General features: G+C 62.7%; 22 protein-coding genes. 8 read left to right on the top strand and 14 right to left on the bottom strand.

Features of this window, described 5'->3' with window-relative positions; genetic code table 11:
• Nucleotide 1: 1 nt before the first annotated feature.
• A complete protein-coding gene (locus FQV27_RS11805) occupies nucleotides 2-460 on the top strand; it encodes an arsenate-mycothiol transferase ArsC (RefSeq protein WP_147098683.1) in 459 nt (152 codons plus the stop codon).
• Between the two features lie 29 nt (nucleotides 461-489).
• Nucleotides 490-1,680 carry an acetyl-CoA C-acyltransferase gene (locus FQV27_RS11810; protein ID WP_147098687.1) on the top strand — a complete coding sequence of 397 codons (1,191 nt, stop codon included), beginning with the start codon at nucleotides 490-492 and terminating at the stop codon, nucleotides 1,678-1,680.
• 24 nt (nucleotides 1,681-1,704) lie between these two features.
• Here FQV27_RS11810 and edd read toward each other — a convergent pair whose 3' ends face one another.
• Complete coding sequence (gene edd / locus FQV27_RS11815; RefSeq protein WP_147098690.1) at nucleotides 1,705-3,507, bottom strand: phosphogluconate dehydratase; 1,803 nt, start codon at nucleotides 3,505-3,507, stop codon at nucleotides 1,705-1,707.
• 124 nt (nucleotides 3,508-3,631) lie between these two features.
• On the opposite strand from edd, the gene FQV27_RS11820 reads away from it, so the two are divergent.
• From FQV27_RS11820 to pgi, 5 genes are all read left to right on the top strand, one after another.
• Nucleotides 3,632-4,825, top strand: coding sequence for an RSP_2647 family RNA methyltransferase (locus FQV27_RS11820; protein WP_147098693.1), 1,194 nt, complete (start codon nucleotides 3,632-3,634; stop codon nucleotides 4,823-4,825).
• The gene (locus FQV27_RS11825) at nucleotides 4,822-5,358 is read left to right on the top strand and encodes an RSP_2648 family PIN domain-containing protein (protein WP_147098696.1); all 537 of its coding nucleotides are present in this window, start codon (nucleotides 4,822-4,824) and stop codon (nucleotides 5,356-5,358) included. Before FQV27_RS11820 ends, FQV27_RS11825 begins: the two co-directional genes overlap by 4 nt.
• A gap of 63 nt (nucleotides 5,359-5,421) precedes the next feature.
• The gene (gene zwf, locus FQV27_RS11830; RefSeq protein ID WP_147098699.1) at nucleotides 5,422-6,867 is read left to right on the top strand and encodes a glucose-6-phosphate dehydrogenase; all 1,446 of its coding nucleotides are present in this window, start codon (nucleotides 5,422-5,424) and stop codon (nucleotides 6,865-6,867) included.
• Nucleotides 6,864-7,535 carry a 6-phosphogluconolactonase gene (gene pgl, locus FQV27_RS11835; protein ID WP_147098702.1) on the top strand — a complete coding sequence of 224 codons (672 nt, stop codon included), beginning with the start codon at nucleotides 6,864-6,866 and terminating at the stop codon, nucleotides 7,533-7,535. The genes zwf and pgl overlap by 4 nt, the downstream gene beginning before the upstream one ends.
• Complete coding sequence (pgi, locus tag FQV27_RS11840) at nucleotides 7,525-9,147, top strand: glucose-6-phosphate isomerase (protein WP_147098704.1); 1,623 nt, start codon at nucleotides 7,525-7,527, stop codon at nucleotides 9,145-9,147. Before pgl ends, pgi begins: the two co-directional genes overlap by 11 nt.
• A 40-nt stretch (nucleotides 9,148-9,187) precedes the next feature.
• Here pgi and FQV27_RS11845 read toward each other — a convergent pair whose 3' ends face one another.
• The 10 genes from FQV27_RS11845 to FQV27_RS11890 form a co-directional block, all read right to left on the bottom strand.
• Nucleotides 9,188-10,384, bottom strand: coding sequence for an MFS transporter (locus tag FQV27_RS11845; RefSeq protein WP_147098707.1), 1,197 nt, complete (start codon nucleotides 10,382-10,384; stop codon nucleotides 9,188-9,190).
• A gap of 34 nt (nucleotides 10,385-10,418) precedes the next feature.
• On the bottom strand, nucleotides 10,419-11,063 hold the full coding sequence (gene eda, locus FQV27_RS11850; RefSeq protein WP_147098711.1) for a bifunctional 4-hydroxy-2-oxoglutarate aldolase/2-dehydro-3-deoxy-phosphogluconate aldolase: 645 nt from the start codon (nucleotides 11,061-11,063) through the stop codon (nucleotides 10,419-10,421).
• Nucleotides 11,064-11,135: 72 nt separating this feature from the next.
• Entirely contained in the window at nucleotides 11,136-12,149 is a 1,014-nt protein-coding gene (locus tag FQV27_RS11855) for a TAXI family TRAP transporter solute-binding subunit (protein WP_147098713.1), read from the bottom strand.
• On the bottom strand, nucleotides 12,149-12,598 hold the full coding sequence (locus FQV27_RS11860; RefSeq protein ID WP_147099000.1) for a lytic transglycosylase domain-containing protein: 450 nt from the start codon (nucleotides 12,596-12,598) through the stop codon (nucleotides 12,149-12,151). Before FQV27_RS11860 ends, FQV27_RS11855 begins: the two co-directional genes overlap by 1 nt.
• A 64-nt stretch (nucleotides 12,599-12,662) precedes the next feature.
• Nucleotides 12,663-14,057 (bottom strand): dihydrolipoyl dehydrogenase, encoded by a 1,395-nt coding sequence (gene lpdA, locus FQV27_RS11865; RefSeq protein WP_147098715.1) that lies wholly within the window; start codon nucleotides 14,055-14,057, stop codon nucleotides 12,663-12,665.
• 117 nt (nucleotides 14,058-14,174) lie between these two features.
• Nucleotides 14,175-14,564 carry an MAPEG family protein gene (locus FQV27_RS11870; protein WP_147098716.1) on the bottom strand — a complete coding sequence of 130 codons (390 nt, stop codon included), beginning with the start codon at nucleotides 14,562-14,564 and terminating at the stop codon, nucleotides 14,175-14,177.
• 25 nt (nucleotides 14,565-14,589) lie between these two features.
• A complete protein-coding gene (locus FQV27_RS11875) occupies nucleotides 14,590-14,979 on the bottom strand; it encodes an MAPEG family protein (RefSeq protein WP_147098718.1) in 390 nt (129 codons plus the stop codon).
• A gap of 96 nt (nucleotides 14,980-15,075) precedes the next feature.
• Nucleotides 15,076-15,330 carry a hypothetical protein gene (locus FQV27_RS11880; protein ID WP_147098720.1) on the bottom strand — a complete coding sequence of 85 codons (255 nt, stop codon included), beginning with the start codon at nucleotides 15,328-15,330 and terminating at the stop codon, nucleotides 15,076-15,078.
• Nucleotides 15,331-15,334: 4 nt separating this feature from the next.
• A complete protein-coding gene (locus FQV27_RS11885; protein ID WP_147098723.1) occupies nucleotides 15,335-15,754 on the bottom strand; it encodes an EVE domain-containing protein in 420 nt (139 codons plus the stop codon).
• Between the two features lie 129 nt (nucleotides 15,755-15,883).
• Nucleotides 15,884-16,183 carry a hypothetical protein gene (locus tag FQV27_RS11890; RefSeq protein WP_147098724.1) on the bottom strand — a complete coding sequence of 100 codons (300 nt, stop codon included), beginning with the start codon at nucleotides 16,181-16,183 and terminating at the stop codon, nucleotides 15,884-15,886.
• A 222-nt stretch (nucleotides 16,184-16,405) separates the two neighbouring features.
• Between FQV27_RS11890 and FQV27_RS11895 the strand changes: the two genes are divergently transcribed.
• The gene (locus FQV27_RS11895) at nucleotides 16,406-16,693 is read left to right on the top strand and encodes a YrhK family protein (protein ID WP_147098726.1); all 288 of its coding nucleotides are present in this window, start codon (nucleotides 16,406-16,408) and stop codon (nucleotides 16,691-16,693) included.
• Between the two features lie 138 nt (nucleotides 16,694-16,831).
• Here the strand turns inward: FQV27_RS11895 and FQV27_RS11900 are convergent, their stop codons facing one another.
• From FQV27_RS11900 to odhB, 3 genes are all read right to left on the bottom strand, one after another.
• On the bottom strand, nucleotides 16,832-17,212 hold the full coding sequence (locus FQV27_RS11900; protein ID WP_147098728.1) for a nuclear transport factor 2 family protein: 381 nt from the start codon (nucleotides 17,210-17,212) through the stop codon (nucleotides 16,832-16,834).
• Between the two features lie 184 nt (nucleotides 17,213-17,396).
• Nucleotides 17,397-17,678 carry a hypothetical protein gene (locus FQV27_RS11905; protein WP_147098730.1) on the bottom strand — a complete coding sequence of 94 codons (282 nt, stop codon included), beginning with the start codon at nucleotides 17,676-17,678 and terminating at the stop codon, nucleotides 17,397-17,399.
• A 1-nt stretch (nucleotide 17,679) separates the two neighbouring features.
• Entirely contained in the window at nucleotides 17,680-19,347 is a 1,668-nt protein-coding gene (gene odhB, locus FQV27_RS11910) for a 2-oxoglutarate dehydrogenase complex dihydrolipoyllysine-residue succinyltransferase (RefSeq protein WP_147098732.1), read from the bottom strand.
• Between the last annotated feature and the right edge of the window lie 3 nt (nucleotides 19,348-19,350).

A 19,350-nucleotide genomic window follows, 5' to 3' on the forward strand; every position in this document is an offset into this window, starting at 1 on the left:
CATGGCCGGGACGATCCCACATTCTGTCCTGTTCTGCTGCGATCACAACGCTGTCCGCTCGCCCATGGCCGAGGGGATGATGAAAAAATTCTATGGCCGCGCGGCTTATGTTCAATCCGCTGGTGTCAGGAACGATCTGGAGATCGACGGTTTTGCGGTGGCGGTCTGCGCCGAGCTTGGGATTGAGCTGTCGCGCCACCGCTCGCGCAGTTTCGAGGAAATGCAGAGCTGGGGCGATGATCTCGGCAGTTTCGACCTGATCGTGGCGCTTTCGCCCGCGTCGCAGCGGCAGGCGATGGAACTGACGCGGCACGCGCATCTGGAGATAGAATACTGGCCGGTCATGGACCCGACCGGGCTGGCCGAGGGGCGCGAGGCAGTGCTGCAGAAGTATCGCGAGGCGCGCGATCAGATCAAAGGCCGGATGCTCAGCCGTTTCGGCGAGCCGCAGGAAAGCTGATCGTCCGGAACGTGGAAGGGAGGAACCACATGTCGAACGAAGATCCAGTTGTTATCGTCGATTTCGCCCGCACCCCAATGGGGGGATTTCAGGGCGATTTCGCGGGTGTCACCGCAGCAGATCTTGGCGCGACAGCCATTCGCGCCGCATTGGAGCGCGGCGGGGTCAGCCCCGGCGATGTGCAAGAGGTCATCATGGGATGCGTGCTGCCTGCCGGGCAGGGACAGGCGCCCGCAAGACAGGCCGCGCTTCACGCCGGGCTGCCTGTAAGTGCCTGTGCAACGACGATCAACAAGATGTGCGGATCGGGGATGAAGGCGGTCATGCAGGGCCATGACGCGATCATGGCGGGCAGTTCCGATATCGTAGTGGCAGGCGGCATGGAAAGCATGTCGAACGCGCCGTATCTGCTTCCAAAGGCACGTGCGGGGATGCGCATGGGGCACGGGCAGGTGATGGACCACATGTTCCTCGACGGTCTGGAGGACGCTTATGACAAGGGCCGTCTGATGGGAACATTTGCCGAGGATTGCGCCGAAGCTTACGGTTTCAGCCGTGAAAAGCAGGATGATTTCGCCATCGCCTCGCTGGCGCGCGCGAATGAAGCGATCACCGGGGGCAGGTTCCGTGCGGAAATCGCGCCGGTCACGGTGCAGACCCGTAAAGGCGAGGTGACGGTCGATACGGACGAGCAACCCGGCAAGGCGAACCCTGAAAAAATCCGTGACCTGAAGCCGGCCTTCCGCAATGGAGGCACGGTGACGGCGGCAAACAGCTCGTCAATTTCGGATGGCGCGGCGGCCCTTTTGTTGATGCGGCTAAGCGAAGCCAAGAAGCGTGGCCTCGTTCCGCGCGGCATCATTCGCGGTCATGCCAGCCATGCGGCCGAACCGGGAAAATTTCCGACCGCGCCCATCGGCGCGATGAAAAAGCTGATCGAGCGTGTGGACTGGACCTTTCCCGAGGTCGATCTGTTCGAGATCAACGAGGCATTCGCCGTCGTCACAATGGCCGCCATGCACGACCTGCACCTGCCTCATGACAAGGTGAATATCCATGGCGGCGCATGCGCGCTTGGGCATCCTATCGGGGCGTCCGGCGCGCGTGTGCTTGTGACGCTGCTTGCGGCGCTGGAAACATATGGCATGGATCGCGGCGTCGCCTCGTTATGCATCGGCGGGGGCGAGGCGACGGCGGTCGCCGTTGAACGCTATGCCTGACAAGGTGACCGGAGGCGGCGGGGATCAGACGATCCCGCAAGCACCTTCGGTCGCATCGCCAGCGGCAGCGCGAAACAGGCCGAACATCTCGCGTCCCATCCCGAACTGATTCGCGCTCAGATCCGCGGTCACAGGCTCTCGGCTGTCGAAATCCTTTGCTTCGCATTCGATCACGCCGTTGACCGCATCCAGCCGGATCATGTCGCCGTCCCGGACGCGGGCGAGCGGCCCGCCCTTTGCGGCCTCGGGTGCCAGATGGATCGCCGCAGGCACCTTGCCGGAAGCCCCCGACATCCGCCCGTCGGTCACAAGCGCCACACGAAGCCCGCGATCCTGCAAGACGGCGAGGATCGGGGTCAGCGAATGCAGTTCTGGCATTCCGTTGGCGGCAGGGCCTTGAAAGCGCACGACGACAATCGTGTCTTCGGTGAACTCGCCGGCCTTGAACGCCTCTTTCACCTGCTCCTGATCGGAAAAGACGCGGGCGGGCGCTTCGATGATGTGACGCTCTGGTGCGACGGCCGATATCTTGATGACGCCACGGCCCAGATTGCCCTGAAGCTGCTTCAGGCCGCCAATGGGGGCGAAGGGATCGGTTGCCGGGCGCAGGATCTTTTCATTCAGGCTGTCCTTCGGCCCGTCCTCCCAGATAACGCGACCTTCCTTCAGCTTGGGCTCTGTCGTGTAGCGGTCCAGACCGCCGCCGGTGACGGTGCGGACATCTTCGTGCAGCAGTCCGGCCTCCAGCAGGTGACGGATCATGTAGCCGAGGCCGCCCGCCGCGTGGAAATGGTTCACATCGGCCAGCCCGTTCGGATAGACCCGCGCCATAAGCGGCACGGCGTCAGAGATATCGTGAAAGTCCTCGATATCGACAAGCACGCCCGCGGCGCGCGCCATGGCCGGGATATGCAGCACGAGGTTGGTGGAGCCGCCCGTCGCCATAAGCCCGACAATACCGTTGACGAACGCGCGCTCATCCAGGATTTCGCCCACCGGGAGATAGTCATTGCCCAGCCGGGTAATCGCCGCCGCGCGTTCTGCCGCGGCACCGGTCAGGGCGTCGCGCATGTCGGTATTGGGGTTCACGAAGCTGGCGCCGGGCAGGTGCAGGCCCATGAACTCCATCAGCATCTGGTTGGAGTTTGCTGTGCCGTAAAAGGTGCACGTGCCGGGAGAGTGATAGGACGCCATTTCGGCAGCCATCAGCTTGTCGCGCCCGACCTCGCCCGCCGCGAATTGCTGGCGCACCTTGGATTTCTCGTCATTCGGCAGGCCCGACGGCATTGGTCCCGCCGGAACGAATACCGACGGCACATGCCCAAAGGTGCCAGCCGCGATGATCAGACCCGGCACGATCTTGTCGCACACCCCCAGATAAAGCGCCGCATCGAAGGTGTCGTGCGACATCGCAACACCTGCCGCCAAGGCAATGACATCGCGCGAGAACAGCGAAAGCTCCATCCCCGGACGGCCTTGCGTGACCCCGTCGCACATGGCGGGAACCCCGCCTGCAACCTGCGCGGTCGCGCCCGCACGTTCCGCTGCTGCGCGAATCAGGTTCGGGAAGCGTTCATAAGGCTGGTGCGCGGACAGCATGTCGTTATAGGCGGTGACGATGCCGATATTGGGCTTTCGCGTCAGGGCCAGTTCGTCCTTGTTTGTCATCGCGGCATAGGCGTGGGCCTGGTTGCCGCAGGACAGATGCGCACGGCGCGGGCCTTCCTCGGCCGCGGCGGCCATGCGTGTCAGATAGGCGCTGCGGGTTTGCTGAGAGCGTTCGCGGATACGATCGGTCACACGGTCGATGGTGGCGTGCAGGGTCATGGCTGGCCTCCTCTGGCGTTCTTCATCCGGTATAGTTCGTTAGCGTTAACATTACAACCGGGCTTGGCCGCTCTTGCCGATGGGGCGGGGGCGTGCCACATCGGGGCGACTGAAAGGACCGCCCATGACCACGCTACCCGTCATTCGCCTGCGCCCCAAGACCAAACCGCAGGCGATCCGCCACGGTTTTCCCTGGGTCTTTGCCGACGAGGTGGTGACCGATCGGCGCACCCGCGCCATAAAGCCGGGCAGTTTCGCGGTTCTGGAAGACCCCGAGCGCAAGCCGATGGCGCTTGTGACAGTGAACCCGGAATCCAAGATCATCGGGCGTGTCATGGATGCCAATCCGGACGCGCAGATCGACGGGAATTGGCTGCGCGCACGGTTGTCGCGCGCGTTGGCGATGCGTGAACGACTGTATGACGCGCCCTTCTATCGGCTCGTCCATGCCGAGGCAGACGGTCTGCCCGGCCTTATCGTCGACCGCTTCGGCGATGCGGCGGTGATGCAACCCAATGCCGCATGGGCCGACGGCATGGCGGGTGACATTGCCGAAGCGCTGCGCGATGTCACCGGCGTTTCCACGGTTATCCTGAACGGGCAGGGCCGCACACGCGGGCTTGAAGGGCTGGACGAACGGATGGAGGTCATTGCCGGCACGGCACCAGATGCGCCTGTCAAGGTTCCGATGAACGGCGCGGTCTATATGGCCGATCTGATGGGCGGGCAGAAGACGGGCCTGTTCTATGACCAGCGACCCAATCACGCATTCGCGCAGCGCCTTGCCTCTGGCCGGGTGCTGGACGTGTTCAGCCATGTCGGCGGCTTCGGGCTGGCAATGCTTGCCGCAGGGGCGGACCATGCAACACTGATCGACGGATCGGACGCGGCGCTTGCGCTTGCGCGCGACGGCGCAAGTGAAATGGGTGTCGACGGGCGGCTGGAGACCATTCAGCAAGACGCATTTGCCGCGCTGGAGGCATTGGGCGCAGAGGGTCGTCAGTTCGATGTGGTGATCTGCGATCCACCCGCTTTCGCGCCGTCGAAACCGGCGCTGGAAGCTGGCCTGCGCGCCTATGAGCGTGTCGCGAAGCTGGCTGCGCCATTAGTCGCGCCGGGCGGCTATCTGGGCCTCTGCTCCTGCTCGCACGCTGCCGATCTGACCAGCTTCCGCAGTGCATCGGCACGGGGCATCGGGCGCGGGGGCAGGCGTGGGCAACTGATCCATACCGGGCAGGCGGGGCCAGACCATCCAACCTTGCCGCAACTGGCCGAGACTGGCTATCTGAAAGCCCTGTTCTTCCGGCTTGACGGATGATTGCTGTTCTGGACGCCAATGTGCTGTTCCCCACGGTCCTGCGTGAGATCCTGTGCGGCACCGCCGTGTCTGGCCTGTTCACGCCGGTGTGGTCTGAACGTATCCTGCGCGAATGGACACATGCGGCGGGCAAGCTTGGCGCGCAGGACGCCGAGATAGCCCGCGCGGAAGCAGCGCTTCTGCGTGAGCAGTTCCCGCAGGCCTTGACGCCCGGCGACGAGGAACGCGCGCGCGGTTTCGATCTGCCGGACCCTGCGGATCTGCATGTATTGGCCGCTGCGCTGGAAACCGGCGCAGATCTGGTCGTGACGATGAACCTGCGCGACTTCCCGCCACGCGCGCTGCCGGCCGGCCTGCAGGCAATCCACCCCGATGCTTTCCTGACCCGTCTTTGGGCGCAACACCCTGACCGCGTGACCGCTGCTGCACGCGCCGCGCATGAAAAAGCCAATCGTCTGGGCGCCGGGATCGAGTTCCGCGCCCTGATGAAACGTGCGCGCCTGCCACGGCTGGGGCGCGCAATCACCCGCTAGAGTCATCCCGGCTTGCTGATAACGCTAACATCGGATAGTGAATCCCCAACCAAGGAGGTGCCCATGGTCGTTAGAACCATCCCCGTCGAAGACTTCGACCTGGTAATCTTCGGCGCCACTGGCGATCTCGCCCATCGTAAAATCCTGCCCGGACTGTATCGCCGCTATCTCGCCGGTCAGATGCCGCCGGATGCGCGCATCATCGGTGCCGCGCGCTCGGAACTGACGGACGACGGTTTTCGTGACGAGACACGCAAGGCGATCGAGGAATTTGCGCCGAAGGTGGACAAAAGCCAGCTCGACGCGTTTCTTGGGCAGCTTTCCTATGTCGCCATCGACGCCAAGGGCACGGGCGGCTGGGAACAGTTGAAGGAACGGATGCGCGACGGTGTCGTGCGCGCCTTCTATTTTTCGGTCGCGCCGTCGCTGTTTGGCGATCTTGCGCAACGCCTTTCGGAATACGGCATCGCCGACGACAGCAGTCGCATCGTCGTTGAAAAGCCGTTTGGCCGCGATCTCGAATCCGCCCGCGCGCTGAATGCCACCCTTGCCCAGCATTTCGCCGAAAAGCAAATCTACCGGATCGACCACTATCTTGGTAAAGAAACCGTTCAGAACCTGATGGCGGTGCGCTTTGCGAACATCCTGTTCGAACCGCTGTGGAATGCGCAGTTTGTCGATCACGTCCAGATCACGGTGTCAGAGACAGTGGGTGTCGGCGGTCGCGGCAGCTACTACGACAATTCCGGTGCCATGCGCGACATGGTCCAGAACCATCTGATGCAGCTTCTGTGCCTGACCGCGATGGAGCCGCCTTACCATTTCGACCCGGATGCCGTTCGCGACGAAAAACTGAAGGTTATCCGCGCATTGGAGCCTGTTTCTGAAACAGAAATCGTGCGCGGGCAGTATCAGGCCGATGGGGGCGATCCCGGCTATATCGACGACGCGGAAAACCCGGCCAGCCGGACAGAAAGCTATGTCGCGCTGAAGGTCCGGATTTCGAACTGGCGCTGGCAGGGCACGCCGTTCTACCTGCGCACCGGCAAGAAGCTGCGCGCGCGGACCAGCGAAATCGTTATCACCTTCAAGGAGCCGCCGCATTCGATCTTTGACGAAAGCGGCCAGAAGGCGAACCAGCTTGTCATCCGCTTGCAGCCGGATGAGGGCATGGACCTGACGGTGATGATCAAGGAGCCCGGCCCCGGCGGCATGCGTCTGATGCAGGTGCCGCTGGACATGTCTTTCGCAGACGCACTTGGCACCGAGGCCGCGGACATGCCCGACGCTTACGAGCGCCTTATCATGGACGTCATCCGCGGAAATCAGACGCTGTTCATGCGCGGCGACGAGGTCGAGGCCGCCTGGGCCTGGGCGGACCCGATCATCAAGGCCTGGGAGGAGGGCAAGGCGCGGCCCGAGCCTTACGATCCCGGCTCTTCCGGCCCGGATGAGGCATTGCGCCTCATGCATCGCGACAACCGCCGCTGGCGGGAGATCCGGGCATGAGTGCAGAGATCGTCACCTATCCCGACCGGGAACTGCTTTCGCTGTCTCTGGCCGACCGCATTGCCGGCCAGCTTCGCCAGCAGCTGGAGGCCGTCGGCCCGGCCAGCCTGTGTGTGCCCGGCGGATCGACGCCCGCGCCGATGTTCAAGGCGCTGTCGGGCCTGCCGCTTGACTGGGCGAATATCACCGTCTTTCTGAATGACGAACGCTGGGTGCCTGCAAACAACCCGCGTTCGAATTCAGCCATGCTGCGCGAAACGCTGATGAACGGGCCAGCGGCTTCGGCGAATTATCTTGATCTCTACACCGGCGATCCCACGCCAGAGGGCGCAGCGCCCGCGCTTTCCGAACGGCTGCGGCCCTTGCTGCCGATAACGGTTCTGGTTCTGGGCATGGGCGACGATATGCACACCGCAAGCCTGTTTCCCGGTGCCGATGGTCTGGACAAGCTTCTGGCGCATGACGCCCCGCCCGTCATGGCAGCGGCTGGCGGTGCCGAGCCACGCATCACCCTGACAGCACCGGCATTGCAATCGGCGCTGAACATTCACATCATGATCGTGGGGGCGCAGAAGCGCGCCGCCCTTGAAGCCGCCACCGGCGCGAACCCGATAGACGCGCCGATTTCCGCATTTCTTCGTGACGCGACGGTGCATTATGCCGACTGATCTTGAACCTGTCTGGTCCCGCCTGCGGACGCTTCGCCCATCTGGCGAGCGACGCATAACCCAGCTTTTTGAAAAGAACCCTGATCGTGCCAAAGCGTTCAGTGTGGAAGCCGACGGTCTGGTCTTCGACTATTCCAAGACCAATATCGACGACGCCGCGCGTGATGCGCTGCTGGAACTGACGCCTGATCTCGCCGAGCGGCGCGAGGCGATGTTCACCGGCGCTCGCATCAACGAGACGGAGGACCGTTCGGTCCTTCACACCGCGCTGCGTAATCCTGACACCCCGCTGACCGTGGAGGGAGAGGATATCAGTGCAGAGGTCGCTGCGACCCTGGAAAGAATGGACGCTTTCGCCAGATCGGTGCGCGATGGCAGCTTCAAGGGGCAGGGCGGCAAGATCACCGATGTGGTCAATATCGGGATTGGCGGGTCGGACCTTGGACCGAAGATGGCCACGATTGCGCTGTCGCCCTATCACGACGGGCCAAAGACGCATTTCGTCTCGAATGTCGATGGGGCCGATATTGCGGACGTGCTGGCCGGGCTGAACCCGGAGACAACGCTTGTGATCGTTGCCTCGAAGACCTTCACCACGATCGAGACGATGACCAACGCGCAGACCGCGATGGACTGGATGAAAGCCTCGGTCAAAGATCCGGCGGCGCAATTCGCCGCCCTGTCATCGGCCACCGACAAGACGGCCGAATGGGGCATCGACGGCGCGCGTGTCTTCGGGTTCGAAGACTGGGTCGGCGGACGTTACTCGATGTGGGGCCCTATCGGGCTTTCACTGATGCTCGCGATCGGGCCTGACAATTTCCGCGAGGTGCTGCGCGGCGGTGCCGCGATGGACGCGCATTTCCGTAACGCGCCGCTGGCGCAGAACATGCCGGTGATGCTGGCACTTGTGGGGATCTGGCACAATCAGGTGAACGGTTTCGCAACCCGCGCCGTGCTGCCCTATGACAACCGCCTGTCGCGGCTGCCGGCTTACCTGCAGCAGCTTGAAATGGAATCGAATGGCAAGCGTGTCGCGATGGACGGATCGGATCTGACCCGCCCGTCGGGTCCGGTCGTCTGGGGGGAGCCGGGCACCAATGGCCAGCATGCCTTCTATCAGCTGATCCATCAGGGCACGCAGATCGTGCCTTGTGAATTCATCGCCGCCGCCCGCGGCCATGAGCCTGATCTGGACAATCACCACAAGCTTTTGCTGGCGAATTGCCTCGCGCAGTCCGAGGCGTTGATGCGCGGGCGCAGCCTTGACGCCGCGCGCGAGCTGATGAAGCAGAAGGGTCTGACAGGCGACGAACTTGAACGTCAGGCCCGCCATCGCGTTTTTCCGGGCAACCGCCCGTCGACCACGCTGCTTATCCCGCAACTGACGCCGTTCACGCTTGGCCAGATTGTGGCACTTTACGAGCATCGGGTGTTCGTCGAAGGCGTGATCTTCGGGATCAACAGCTTCGATCAATGGGGTGTCGAACTTGGCAAGGAGCTTGCGCTGAAGGTCGCGCCGCTGCTGGACGGCGAGCCCTCGCCAGATCATGACCCATCGACGCGGGCGCTCGCAGAAGACATTCTGAAAATGCGTGCCTCTGCCGACTGAAAAGCCGGTGCAGGGGCTGGCGGCGCAGGCCGCCGTCCCCTCAGGCCGATCTCGGGCGCAGGCGCAGCCAGATAAGCGCGCCGCCCGCAAGCACCAGAAACGGTGCCATCGCGAGGTTCACCGCGCTCCATCCCGCCGATGCATCAAGCGCGCCAGAACAGTTCATCAATCCGCCCGATGACAGCGATGCAAGGAAAACACCCCCGAAGACGACCAGATCGTTGATGCCCTGCACGCGCCCCCGCTCCTCGGGCATGTGGGCGCGCGAGAGCATTGTCGTGGCCCCGATAAAGCCAAAGTTCCAGCCGACGCCAAGAAGGATCAGCGCGACATAGAAGTTGCCCAGATCCACGCCGCTTAGCGCGACGGCCCCTGCGCAGGTCAGAATAACCAGCCCCAGGCCCACTATTCGCGCCGCGCCGAAGCGGTTGATGAGGTGGCCGGTAAAAAAGCTGGGAATGAACATCGCAAGCACATGCGAAAAGACGACATCGCCTGCCTGGCTCTGCCGCAACCCGCAACCCACCATCGCCAGAGGGGTCGAGGTCATGATGAGGTTCATCAGCGCGTATGAAACCATTGCGCAGGTCATCGCAACAAGAATGGCCGGGTCGCGCAGGATCTGGCTCGTCGTGCGCCCCTCTGGTGCAAGTCCTGTGTCACGTGCGGCGGGTCGCGGGATATCCAGCGCGACGAACAATGCCATGCCGATGAGGTTCAGGCCGACGATTGCAGCATATGTATAGAGATACGGAATCGCCGACAGCCCGTCGGTCAGTCGCAGCAGCCCGAGTGCCACGAAGGCCGACGCGAGGCCGCCCGCCATCACGAAGCTTATGGCGCGCGGGGCGAAGGCTTCGGGCGCGGTATCTGTCGCGGCGAAACGGAAAAATCCTTGCGATGACATGTACACGCCGGTCAAGAGAGAGCCGGCCAGATAAAGCGAGAAACTGCCGGCATAAAGCCCAAGCGCCGCGGTCGCTGCGCCGGCCATTCCGGACAGGGCGGCCATCTGAAAGCCGGCCCGTCTGCCATGGCGCTGCATGAAGGCCGAGAGCGGGCGCGCGCTGATCGCTGATCCAAGCACAATCATGGAAATGGCCAGCGTTGCGAAACAGGGATTCGGCGACAGCATCTGGCCCGCCAGTCCCCCAATCGTAAAGATCATGGGCATCTGCGCGCCCATGATCGCCTGCGCGAGAACGAGGATGATCACATTGTGCCAAGCCCGCCGCATGGCCGGGCTTGCGTTATTGTGTCCCGCGCTCAACTCACCCGGCGCTAAGCTGCGATGCCTCGCGGGCGCGCGCTTCGATGCCCGCCCAATCACCTTCGTTGACAGCCTTGCCTGGCGCGACCCAGCTTGAACCGACGCAGATGACGTTTGGCTGCGAGAGGTAATCCAGCGCATTTTGCGGTGTCACGCCGCCGGTGGGGCAAAAGGTGACATGCGGCAGCGGCGCGGAAAGCGCTTTCAGCGCCGGCGCCCCGCCAGAAGTCGAGGCGGGAAAGAACTTCAGCATGTCATAGCCGTATTCATTGGCCTGCATGACCTCCGAGGCGGTGACGGCACCCGGCAAAAGCGGCAGCGAGGCATCCTCGCAGGCGCGGATGATGGTTTCCGTCGCACCCGGTGAGACCGCGAAAGACGCCCCGGCATCCTTCGCGCGATAGACCTGCTCTCGCGTCAGCACGGTTCCGGCACCGACATGGCCGCCCGCGATACCCGCCATCGCCTTGATGGCGGCAAGTGCGGCCTCGGTCCGCAACGTGACCTCCAGCACGGGCAGGCCACCCGCGACAAGCGATTCGGCCAGACGTTCGGCATGAGCGGCGTCGTCGATGACCAGCACCGGAATTACCGGGGCGAGCGCGCAAAGGGCGCGTGTGCGTTCGGACTGCGTCTGCGGGATCATGGCAGGATCTCCTGATGTTACTTGCAGAAACTGGCCCGGATAGCGCTCACATGCAAGCCCTGCTGCAACCCTTCAGCGCAGCAGCCCTGCCTCGCGATAGTAGCGGGCCGCACCGGGATGCAACGGAACGGCCACCCCCTTCAGCGCGTTTTCGCGCCGGATGCGCTTGCCGATCGGGTGGCCATATTCCAGCTGGCGCATCGTATTGTCGTTCCAGAGCACGCGGGTAATGGCATAGATAAGATCGTCGGGCTGTTCGGCGCTGGTGACCCACAACGCCCCGACCGAAAGCGTTGTCAGGTCGGTCTGCATGCCGCGATAGGTATTCCTGGGCAGCGTGTCGCGAATAAAGAAGCTGCCATCGGTGGTCAGCTTATCAGCGACCTCGTCGGCGATGGGAACCAGCGTCACGTCGATCTGTCCCGCAAGCTGACTGATCGCCGGCGCAGGGTATCCGCCGACGAAGAAGAATGCATCGAGATCGCCGTCACGCATCGCCACGGCGGCGCGCGCTGCGGGCAGATGCATCACTGTCAGGTCACGATCCTTAAGCCCGGCTGCATCCAGCACGAGGCGCGCATCCACAAGCGTCCCCGATCCCGGCTCATCCAGCGAAACGCGCTTGCCGCGCAGATCGCCGATCCCCGCGATCCCGGCATCGGCGCGCGCGACGATGTGCAGGGCCTCAGGATAAAGGTTTGCAATCGCGCGCAGGTTCTCGATCGGCGGCAGTCCTGCGAAATTTCCGGTTCCTGTCTGCGCCCAATAAGCGACGTCAGCCTGCGCGAACCCGGATTCGATCACGCCCTTGCCGACCGATTCGACATTCGCGACCGATCCGGCAGATGCCAGCGCCGAGGCAAGCAGGCCAGGCACGCCGCAGGCCCCGCCCTCGTCACAGGGCGAACCGCCGGGCGGATTCGAAATCGCCGTCGCGATGATCCCGCCAATCGGATAATACGTCCCCGCAGTCGAGCCATTGCCGATCCGGAAAAAGACCAGCGGCGATTCGTCCTGCGCATGCGCCGCGCCAAGGGACATCACGATCCCTGCAAGAAGGGCGAGGGCGCGGCGCAGCAGACGCATCAGCTTCTCAGCCCCGTTTCTTTCAGCAGGCCCTTGCGCTTGGCTTCATAATAGTAGCCCTGCGAGTACCATTTGACTGCCGCGTCATGATTGCCGTCCGCGACAATATAGGCACCGCGCAAATAGCGGCCCGCATATTTCAGGTTGGTATCTGCATCCAGCAGCCCCTCTGGCGAGCCGCGATAGCCCATCGTCCGCGCTGTCTGGGGCAGGATCTGCATGAGGCCATAGTAAGGGCCGTTTCGCGCATCGGCACGATAGCCCGATTCGCGCTGGATAACGCGGTGCAGAAGCGCCGGCGGGATCTGGTGCTGCGCGGCCCAGTAGTTCACTTTTCGCCGCATATCCGGGGTTTCGCCAGGATAAAGGCCAGCAGTTCCTGCCGCGCCGCGAGACGTGCTGCTTGTCCGACCGCCGCAGGCCGCAACGGCAAGAACGCTCAGCATCATCGCGCGGCGTGAAACCTGTCCGGCGGTGTGACCGCTGGGGGGCAGCGCCCCCCGGACGGTCCGGTCAGACATGAATGGCCCCGCCGCCCAGTGCCAATGCTGCTTCGCGCACCGCTTCGGACGTGGTCGGGTGGGCATGGCAGGTCAGCGCGATATCTTCTGCCGAGGCACCGAACTCCATCGCGACGCAGACCTCATGGATCATCTCGCCCGCGTTCGGCCCGATGATGTGGCAGCCGAGAACGCGATCCGTATCGGCATCGGCCACAATCTTCACGAAGCCGTCGCCCTGGAACATCGCCTTGGCACGCGCATTGCCCATGAAGGGGAATTTGCCGACCTTGACCTTGCGTCCGGTTTCCTTCGCCGCAGCTTCGGTCAGACCGACCGAGGCGACTTCGGGCGTTGTATAGATGACGCCGGGGATCACGTCGTAATTCACATGACCGGCCTTACCGGCAATCACCTCGGCCGCGGCCATGCCCTCATCCTCGGCCTTGTGGGCCAGCATCGGGCCGGGGACCGCGTCGCCGATGGCATAGATGCCCTTTACGTTGGTGGCCCAGTGATCGTCGATCTTGACCTGACCGCGATCGGTCATTTCGACGCCGACCTTATCCAGCCCCAGTCCTTCAACGAACGGCCGACGCCCGGTTGCCAGCAATACGACATCCGCCTCGATGGACTTTTCGCTGTCGTCCTTGCGCAGCTTATAGGTGACGGTCGCCTTGCCGTTCTTTGCGCTGGCGGACTGAACGGCCGCGCCCAGCACAAAGTCGATGCCCTGCTTCTGCAGGGTCTTCTGGAACTGCTTCTGAATTTCGGCATCCATGCCGGGGGTGATCGCGTCCAGATATTCGATCACCGTCACCTTGGTCCCAAGACGCGCATAGACCGAACCCAGCTCAAGCCCGATAACGCCCGCGCCGATCACGACCATGGTTTCCGGGATCTTCGCCAGAACCAGCACGCCGGTTGAATCGACGATCACGCCGCTGTCGTTATCGACCTCGACGCCCTTCAGCGGGCTGGGTTCGGACCCGGTCGCGATCACGATATTTTTCGTCTCATAGGTCTCGTCGCCGACCTTGACCTTGCCGGGTGCCTCGATCACGCCCCAGCCCTTGATCCAGTCGATCTTGTTCTTCTTGAACAGGAACTCGATACCCTTGGTATTCGTCTCGACCGTTTCGGCCTTGTAGCCTTGGGTGACGGTCCAGTCGATTTCGGGCACCTCGCCCATCAGACCCATCTTTTCAAAATTATGCCCAGCCTCGTGATACATATGCGAGGCATGCAGCAGCGCCTTCGACGGGATGCAGCCCACGTTCAGGCAGGTGCCGCCAAGCGTTGCGCGGCCTTCGACCACGGCGACCTTCATGCCCAGCTGGGCGGCGCGGATGGCGCAGACATAGCCGCCGGGGCCGGCGCCGATCACGATGAGGTCATAGCTGGACATCAGAGTCTCCTTCACAGTTCCAGTGCCGTCGCAGGGCGGCGGGATCACGCATGTGCATACACAAGCCGCGCGGCGGATTCACCCGGAAAACGCAGGGCGCAGGCGCATAATCGCCACTTAAATCAAGGCCGCGAGGATCATGGCCATGGCAGCCATAAAGCCCACGCCCCAGATGACGGATCGCCACGGCGTCCAACCGAAGGCGTAGGCAGGAATGTACAGGACACGCGCCAGCAAATGCACCCAAGCCGCCGCCGCAGTGAAGGCGCTGTTCTGATCGGACAGGCTGACAACGACGACGGCAATGGTCAGAAAGGCCAGCGATTCAAAGTGGTTGTTGACGGCTCGCCGCAGCCGCCCGGTCAGTGGCGAGAACTCTGGCTGCGTGTCGCGTGGACCCGCATTCCAGCGCGCGCCGACATCGCCGTTCATCACAATAGCAGCGAGACCGATCTGAAATGCCTGCAAAAGTGCCGCGAGCGCAAGCACGGTCAGTTCTGGTGTCATGGTCTTTCAGCCTCCGGCACGCAGATCAGAAAAGGGTGGCCAACATCATCGACATGGTCGCCGCGAAGCCGATGATCCAGATACAGGACCGCCATGGCACCCAGCCGAAGACATAGGCAGGGACATAAAGCAGGCGCATCAGCAGATAGACCCACGCGCAGGCTGCGGTGAAGGCGGTGCTTTCGCCGCCGACCGTGACGACCATGACCGCCAGCGTGAACAGGATCAGCCCCTCGAAATGATTGTTCAGGGCGCGTTGAAGACGACCGGTCCGCACGCCGACCGGCGGCAGAGTATCGCGCGTCCCCATTGTGACCTTCGGGCCGTGTTCGATATTCCCCTGCACCGCATAGAGCGCGAACTGCACCCCTTGCAGCAGGCCCGCCAGCGTCAGCGCCGTAAGTTCAGGTGTCATGATTTTCCCTGTCATTCGTTGCGGCGCAATAGTCTGGGTCGTGCGGGCAGGCGGTCTGTCCGCCCGCCCATGTCAGTGGCCGCCAGCGGGTGCCAGTCAGGCTGTCTCCAGCATATGCGCTTCGGACGATGACACGCCGGCCTGAGAGTTGAAGACGCCGGCCGCGCCGTCCAGATATTCGCGCGCCTTCTTGGCATCGGCGATCTGGAACAGCGCCCATGCGCTGGTATTGCTTTCCCGCCAAAGCTGCAGAAGCGCCATCGAATTGTTGCTGCGATCCTCGGCATCGCCGTCGAAGGCCGCCTTGAATTTCGGGTAATCGGCGATCGTGTAATGAACGAGCATCTGCATCTGGTCAGTCCTTTGTCATGGCGGCGCGGATCAGTTGGGCATCCGCTTCCGAAATTTCGAAACATCCTCTGCGGGCGAGCATACCCCAGTTTCCCTTGGTAAATTCAAGCCCTTCTGACAACGAGGCAACGGGCGTTTCGGTTGCCTGCAACCAGTCGATATCGCGGCGGAATCCGGTGCCGCCGAAGCGCATCTCGGCCTCGTAGGGGGGCTTGTCGGTGACTGTGCCGATGGCGGTGAACGCCTTCAGGGGCTGGCCGTCGGGATATGAGGTCTTGGGTGAATAGAAAATCAGCGTGTCACCCGCGCCAAGTCGTTTCACGGGGGCGAGCTTACCGTGATTGAGCATGGCGAAGCCGCCCTCGACGCCGATCATGACATGTTCGCGGCTGACGACGCCGATCCAGTGACGGGGTGCAATCATTCTGTGACACCTTTAAAAACGAGGTGAAATACCGCATCCATAATCCGTATATTACCTGTATATATCCCGTTGATACGATTGCGCGGGCCGGCTGCGGTGCCGGGCAGATACCGGATCGGGTCAAACCGATCAGCCACGGGCGTCGTCTTCGTCGTAAATTCGCGCGATGCGGTCCACCTGCCGGTTCTTAAGCGCGGCCAATCCGAAGGACATCGCAAGCGAGACGACCGCGTAAAGCGGAAGCAACCACCAGAGGCGCGGCGGCAGGGCGAAGAACCATGTGGCAAGCCAGATCACGGCAGCGACGATGATGACGCGGATGACCCAGGGGCCGATGATCTGGCCCGGCCTGTCGCGCAACAGGTCGAGACTGGCGCGCCCCTCGGCCTTGATATCTTCGAGGCTTTCGTCATCTGCCGGATCGGTCATCTGCGCTTCCCGCGAATGGGTTCGGGAGGAGGCTAGACGCGGCGGGCAGGGGGTGCAAGGCGGTGATGTGCGGCGCAGAACTGAAGCAGTCAAAACCATCCATTTGGCGCGGTTATAAGCGGGCATGACGGGGCATCACCGGAAGATCGCACGTCGGAACGCAGGCGGTCGATGCCGCGTTCGCCCTCGATCAACTCACGTTTGAACCGAAGGAGAGCACGCATGAAATTCTGGGATCAAGCCTTTCGACCCGACCTGAACGCCCGTTCCGAGGAAGCCAGGGTCCTTAAAGCGAAAGTCGAGGTGGCTTATACGATTGCGAATTTCGTTGCGGCGATTTTCTTTCTGCTTGGGTCCATCATGGCATTCTGGCCGTCCACCGGGACGCTGACGACGTGGATGTTCATCCTCGGCTCTGTCGTGTTCGCGATCAAACCGACGCTGAACGCCTGGCGCGAGGTGAAGCTGTATCAGATGGGGGATGCGAAACGGCTGGCAGAGGATCTGTGAGAGCCGCGGGGTTCCAAGGGCTAACAGGTTCGCAAAGCAGAGGGCAGCGCCCGACCGAGGTGGGGGCGATAGCCCCGCCGTAGGGGCGGGCGGGGGCTGCCCGGCGGTGCCGCCGGGCTGAAAAGCCTGCAGAAGGTGTCAGCCCCGGTCCGGCGGCGGCGCAGTGGGGGTGCCTTGATGAAAACGCAATTGCCACTGCCCTTTAGACTGGTCCCAGATAGAACTGCGATTCGCCCATTCGGTGCCGGAAGGATAGCGGACTTCGGATATGTAGAGAGACAGCGCGATATCCTTCGACATAGACCGCACCGAAAAATCGTGCAGGGTCGCATCGAATGCCTGCCTCTGCCTTTCGTCACAGAGCATCTCGGCGCGGGCGTAACGGCGACCCGACCGTCCGAATTCAATGAAATCGAGCGAAAAGAGTCGCTCCATCAACGCGTTGTTAAAGCGGGTCTCTGTGGCCCACAGGCTTTCCTCTAGTCGTTTCAGGGCAGAGAACAAGGTGGGATCGATCATGTGTCCTTTCCACGAATGGGTTCGGGGAAAGGCTAAGCGCGTAAGGTTGGGCAGGCAAGGCGGGCGCCAATGGATCAGCGGGCAACTCCCACCGTGGTGGCGGTGGGCCGCTATATGCAATGAAGTTTCGGCGGAGTGGTTTATTTACTTTCAAACACTTAGTTCAACGCCGAGTGAGGCTCGCCTAATCAGTCTGACCAACATCATCCGACTCCGACATCAGCTTCTCAAATTTTTCGTTTTGCCGCCTCTCAATTGCATCCAGCTTCTCGTCGGCCTTTTCCGCCCATTTTTCGAAATTGCGCCATTCGACTGTAGGCCTGCTTTTAAGATATTCTTCAACTATATAAAGCCGCCGTTCCAGCGACTTTATATACCGAGTATGGGCAGTGAACTTCCGAATTATGTCTTCGGTGCTTCCCCACTTAGAAGCGTCGCCAACTTGCGGCGGACATTCGTCGGTCACCTCAAATATCCATCAGCAGCCGGCGCGGATCTTCCAGCGCCTCTTTCACGCGCACGAGGAACGTCACCGCGCCTTTGCCGTCGACGATGCGGTGGTCATAGCTTAGCGCCAGATACATCATCGGGCGGATGACGATTTCGCCGCCGACGACGACCGGGCGGTCCTGGATCTTGTGCATGCCCAGAATGCCCGATTGCGGCGGGTTCAGGATTGGCGAGGACATGAGCGAGCCATAGACGCCGCCGTTCGATATGGTGAAGGTGCCGCCCTGCATCTCGTCCATGGTCAGCTTGCCGTCGCGGCCTTTCTTGCCAAGCTCGCCGATCTCTTTCTCGATCTCGGCGAAGCTCTTGTCGTCGGCGTCGCGCACGACCGGGACGACCAGACCGTTCGGGGTGCCGACGGCCACGCCCATATTGACGTAGTTCTTATAGACGACATCGGTGCCGTCGATCTCTGCATTGACCTCGGGCACTTCCTGAAGGGCGTGGCAGCAGGCTTTGACGAAGAAGGACATGAAGCCCAGCTTGACGCCGTGCTTCTTCTCGAAGGCGTCCTTGTATTCGTTGCGCAGATCCATGATGCCCTTCATGTCCGCCTCGTTATAGGTGGTCAGCATGGCGGCGGTGTTCTGCGCGTCCTTCAGACGGCGGGCGATGGTCTGGCGCAGGCGGGTCATCTTGACGCGCTCTTCGCGGTCGGCCTGTGCGGCGCTGCGCGGCGCGGCAGGCTTTGACGGCGCGCTGGCCGCTTTCGGGGCAGACGCGGCCTTGGCCACATCTTCCTTCATCACACGGCCATCCTTGCCCGATGCCTGAACCGCGTCGCGGCTGATGCCCTTTTCAGCCATTGCCTTCTTGGCCGAGGGCGCATCTTCGACATCGCCGCGCGGCTTCACATCTTCGGGGCCGGCACCGGGAGAATCCACGTCTTCCGCGGTCACGCCATCATTATCGGCGTCGGGGGACAGGCCCTTGGCGTCCGCCCGGTCGCGGGCGGCGGCGGCGCTGTCCGCGCGCTCTGCCTCGGTTGCGCTTTGCTTGTCACCGGCCGGGGCACCGGCGGCGCCTTCGGTAATCACGGCAAGGCGGGCCTTCGCATCGACGGTTGCACCTTCCTCGGCCAGGATCTCGGCCAGGACGCCGGCGGCGGGCGAGGGCACCTCGACCGAGACCTTGTCGGTTTCCAATTCGCACAGCATTTCGTCGGCCGCGACGCTGTCGCCGACCTTCTTGAACCAGGTCGCGACGGTGGCTTCTGTCACCGACTCGCCCAGGGTGGGCACCATCACATCAACTGCTTTACCGCTCATCTTCTGCTGTCCTTCCTGAGCTTTCGGGGCCGGTGCCGAAGCCGCCGGCTGGTCCTGTTCGGCCGGCGCATCTGCCGGCTTCTTCTTGTCTGCGGCGGGCGCGGGGGACGCGCCCTTGCCGCTTTCGTCGATCTGCGCGAGCAGCGCGTTCGGGGCAACCGTCTCGCCCTCGGCGGCGACGATTTCGGCCAGCACGCCTGCAGCCGGGGCCGGAACTTCGACCGTCACCTTGTCGGTTTCCAGCTCGCACAGCATTTCATCGACCGCGACCGCGTCACCCGGTTTCTTGAACCAGGTGGCGACAGTGGCTTCGGTCACGGATTCGCCCAGTGCGGGCACGCGGACTTCGGTGGTCATTGT

Source organism: Paracoccus aurantiacus (genome assembly GCF_007993065.1).
Lineage (GTDB): Bacteria > Pseudomonadota > Alphaproteobacteria > Rhodobacterales > Rhodobacteraceae > Paracoccus > Paracoccus aurantiacus.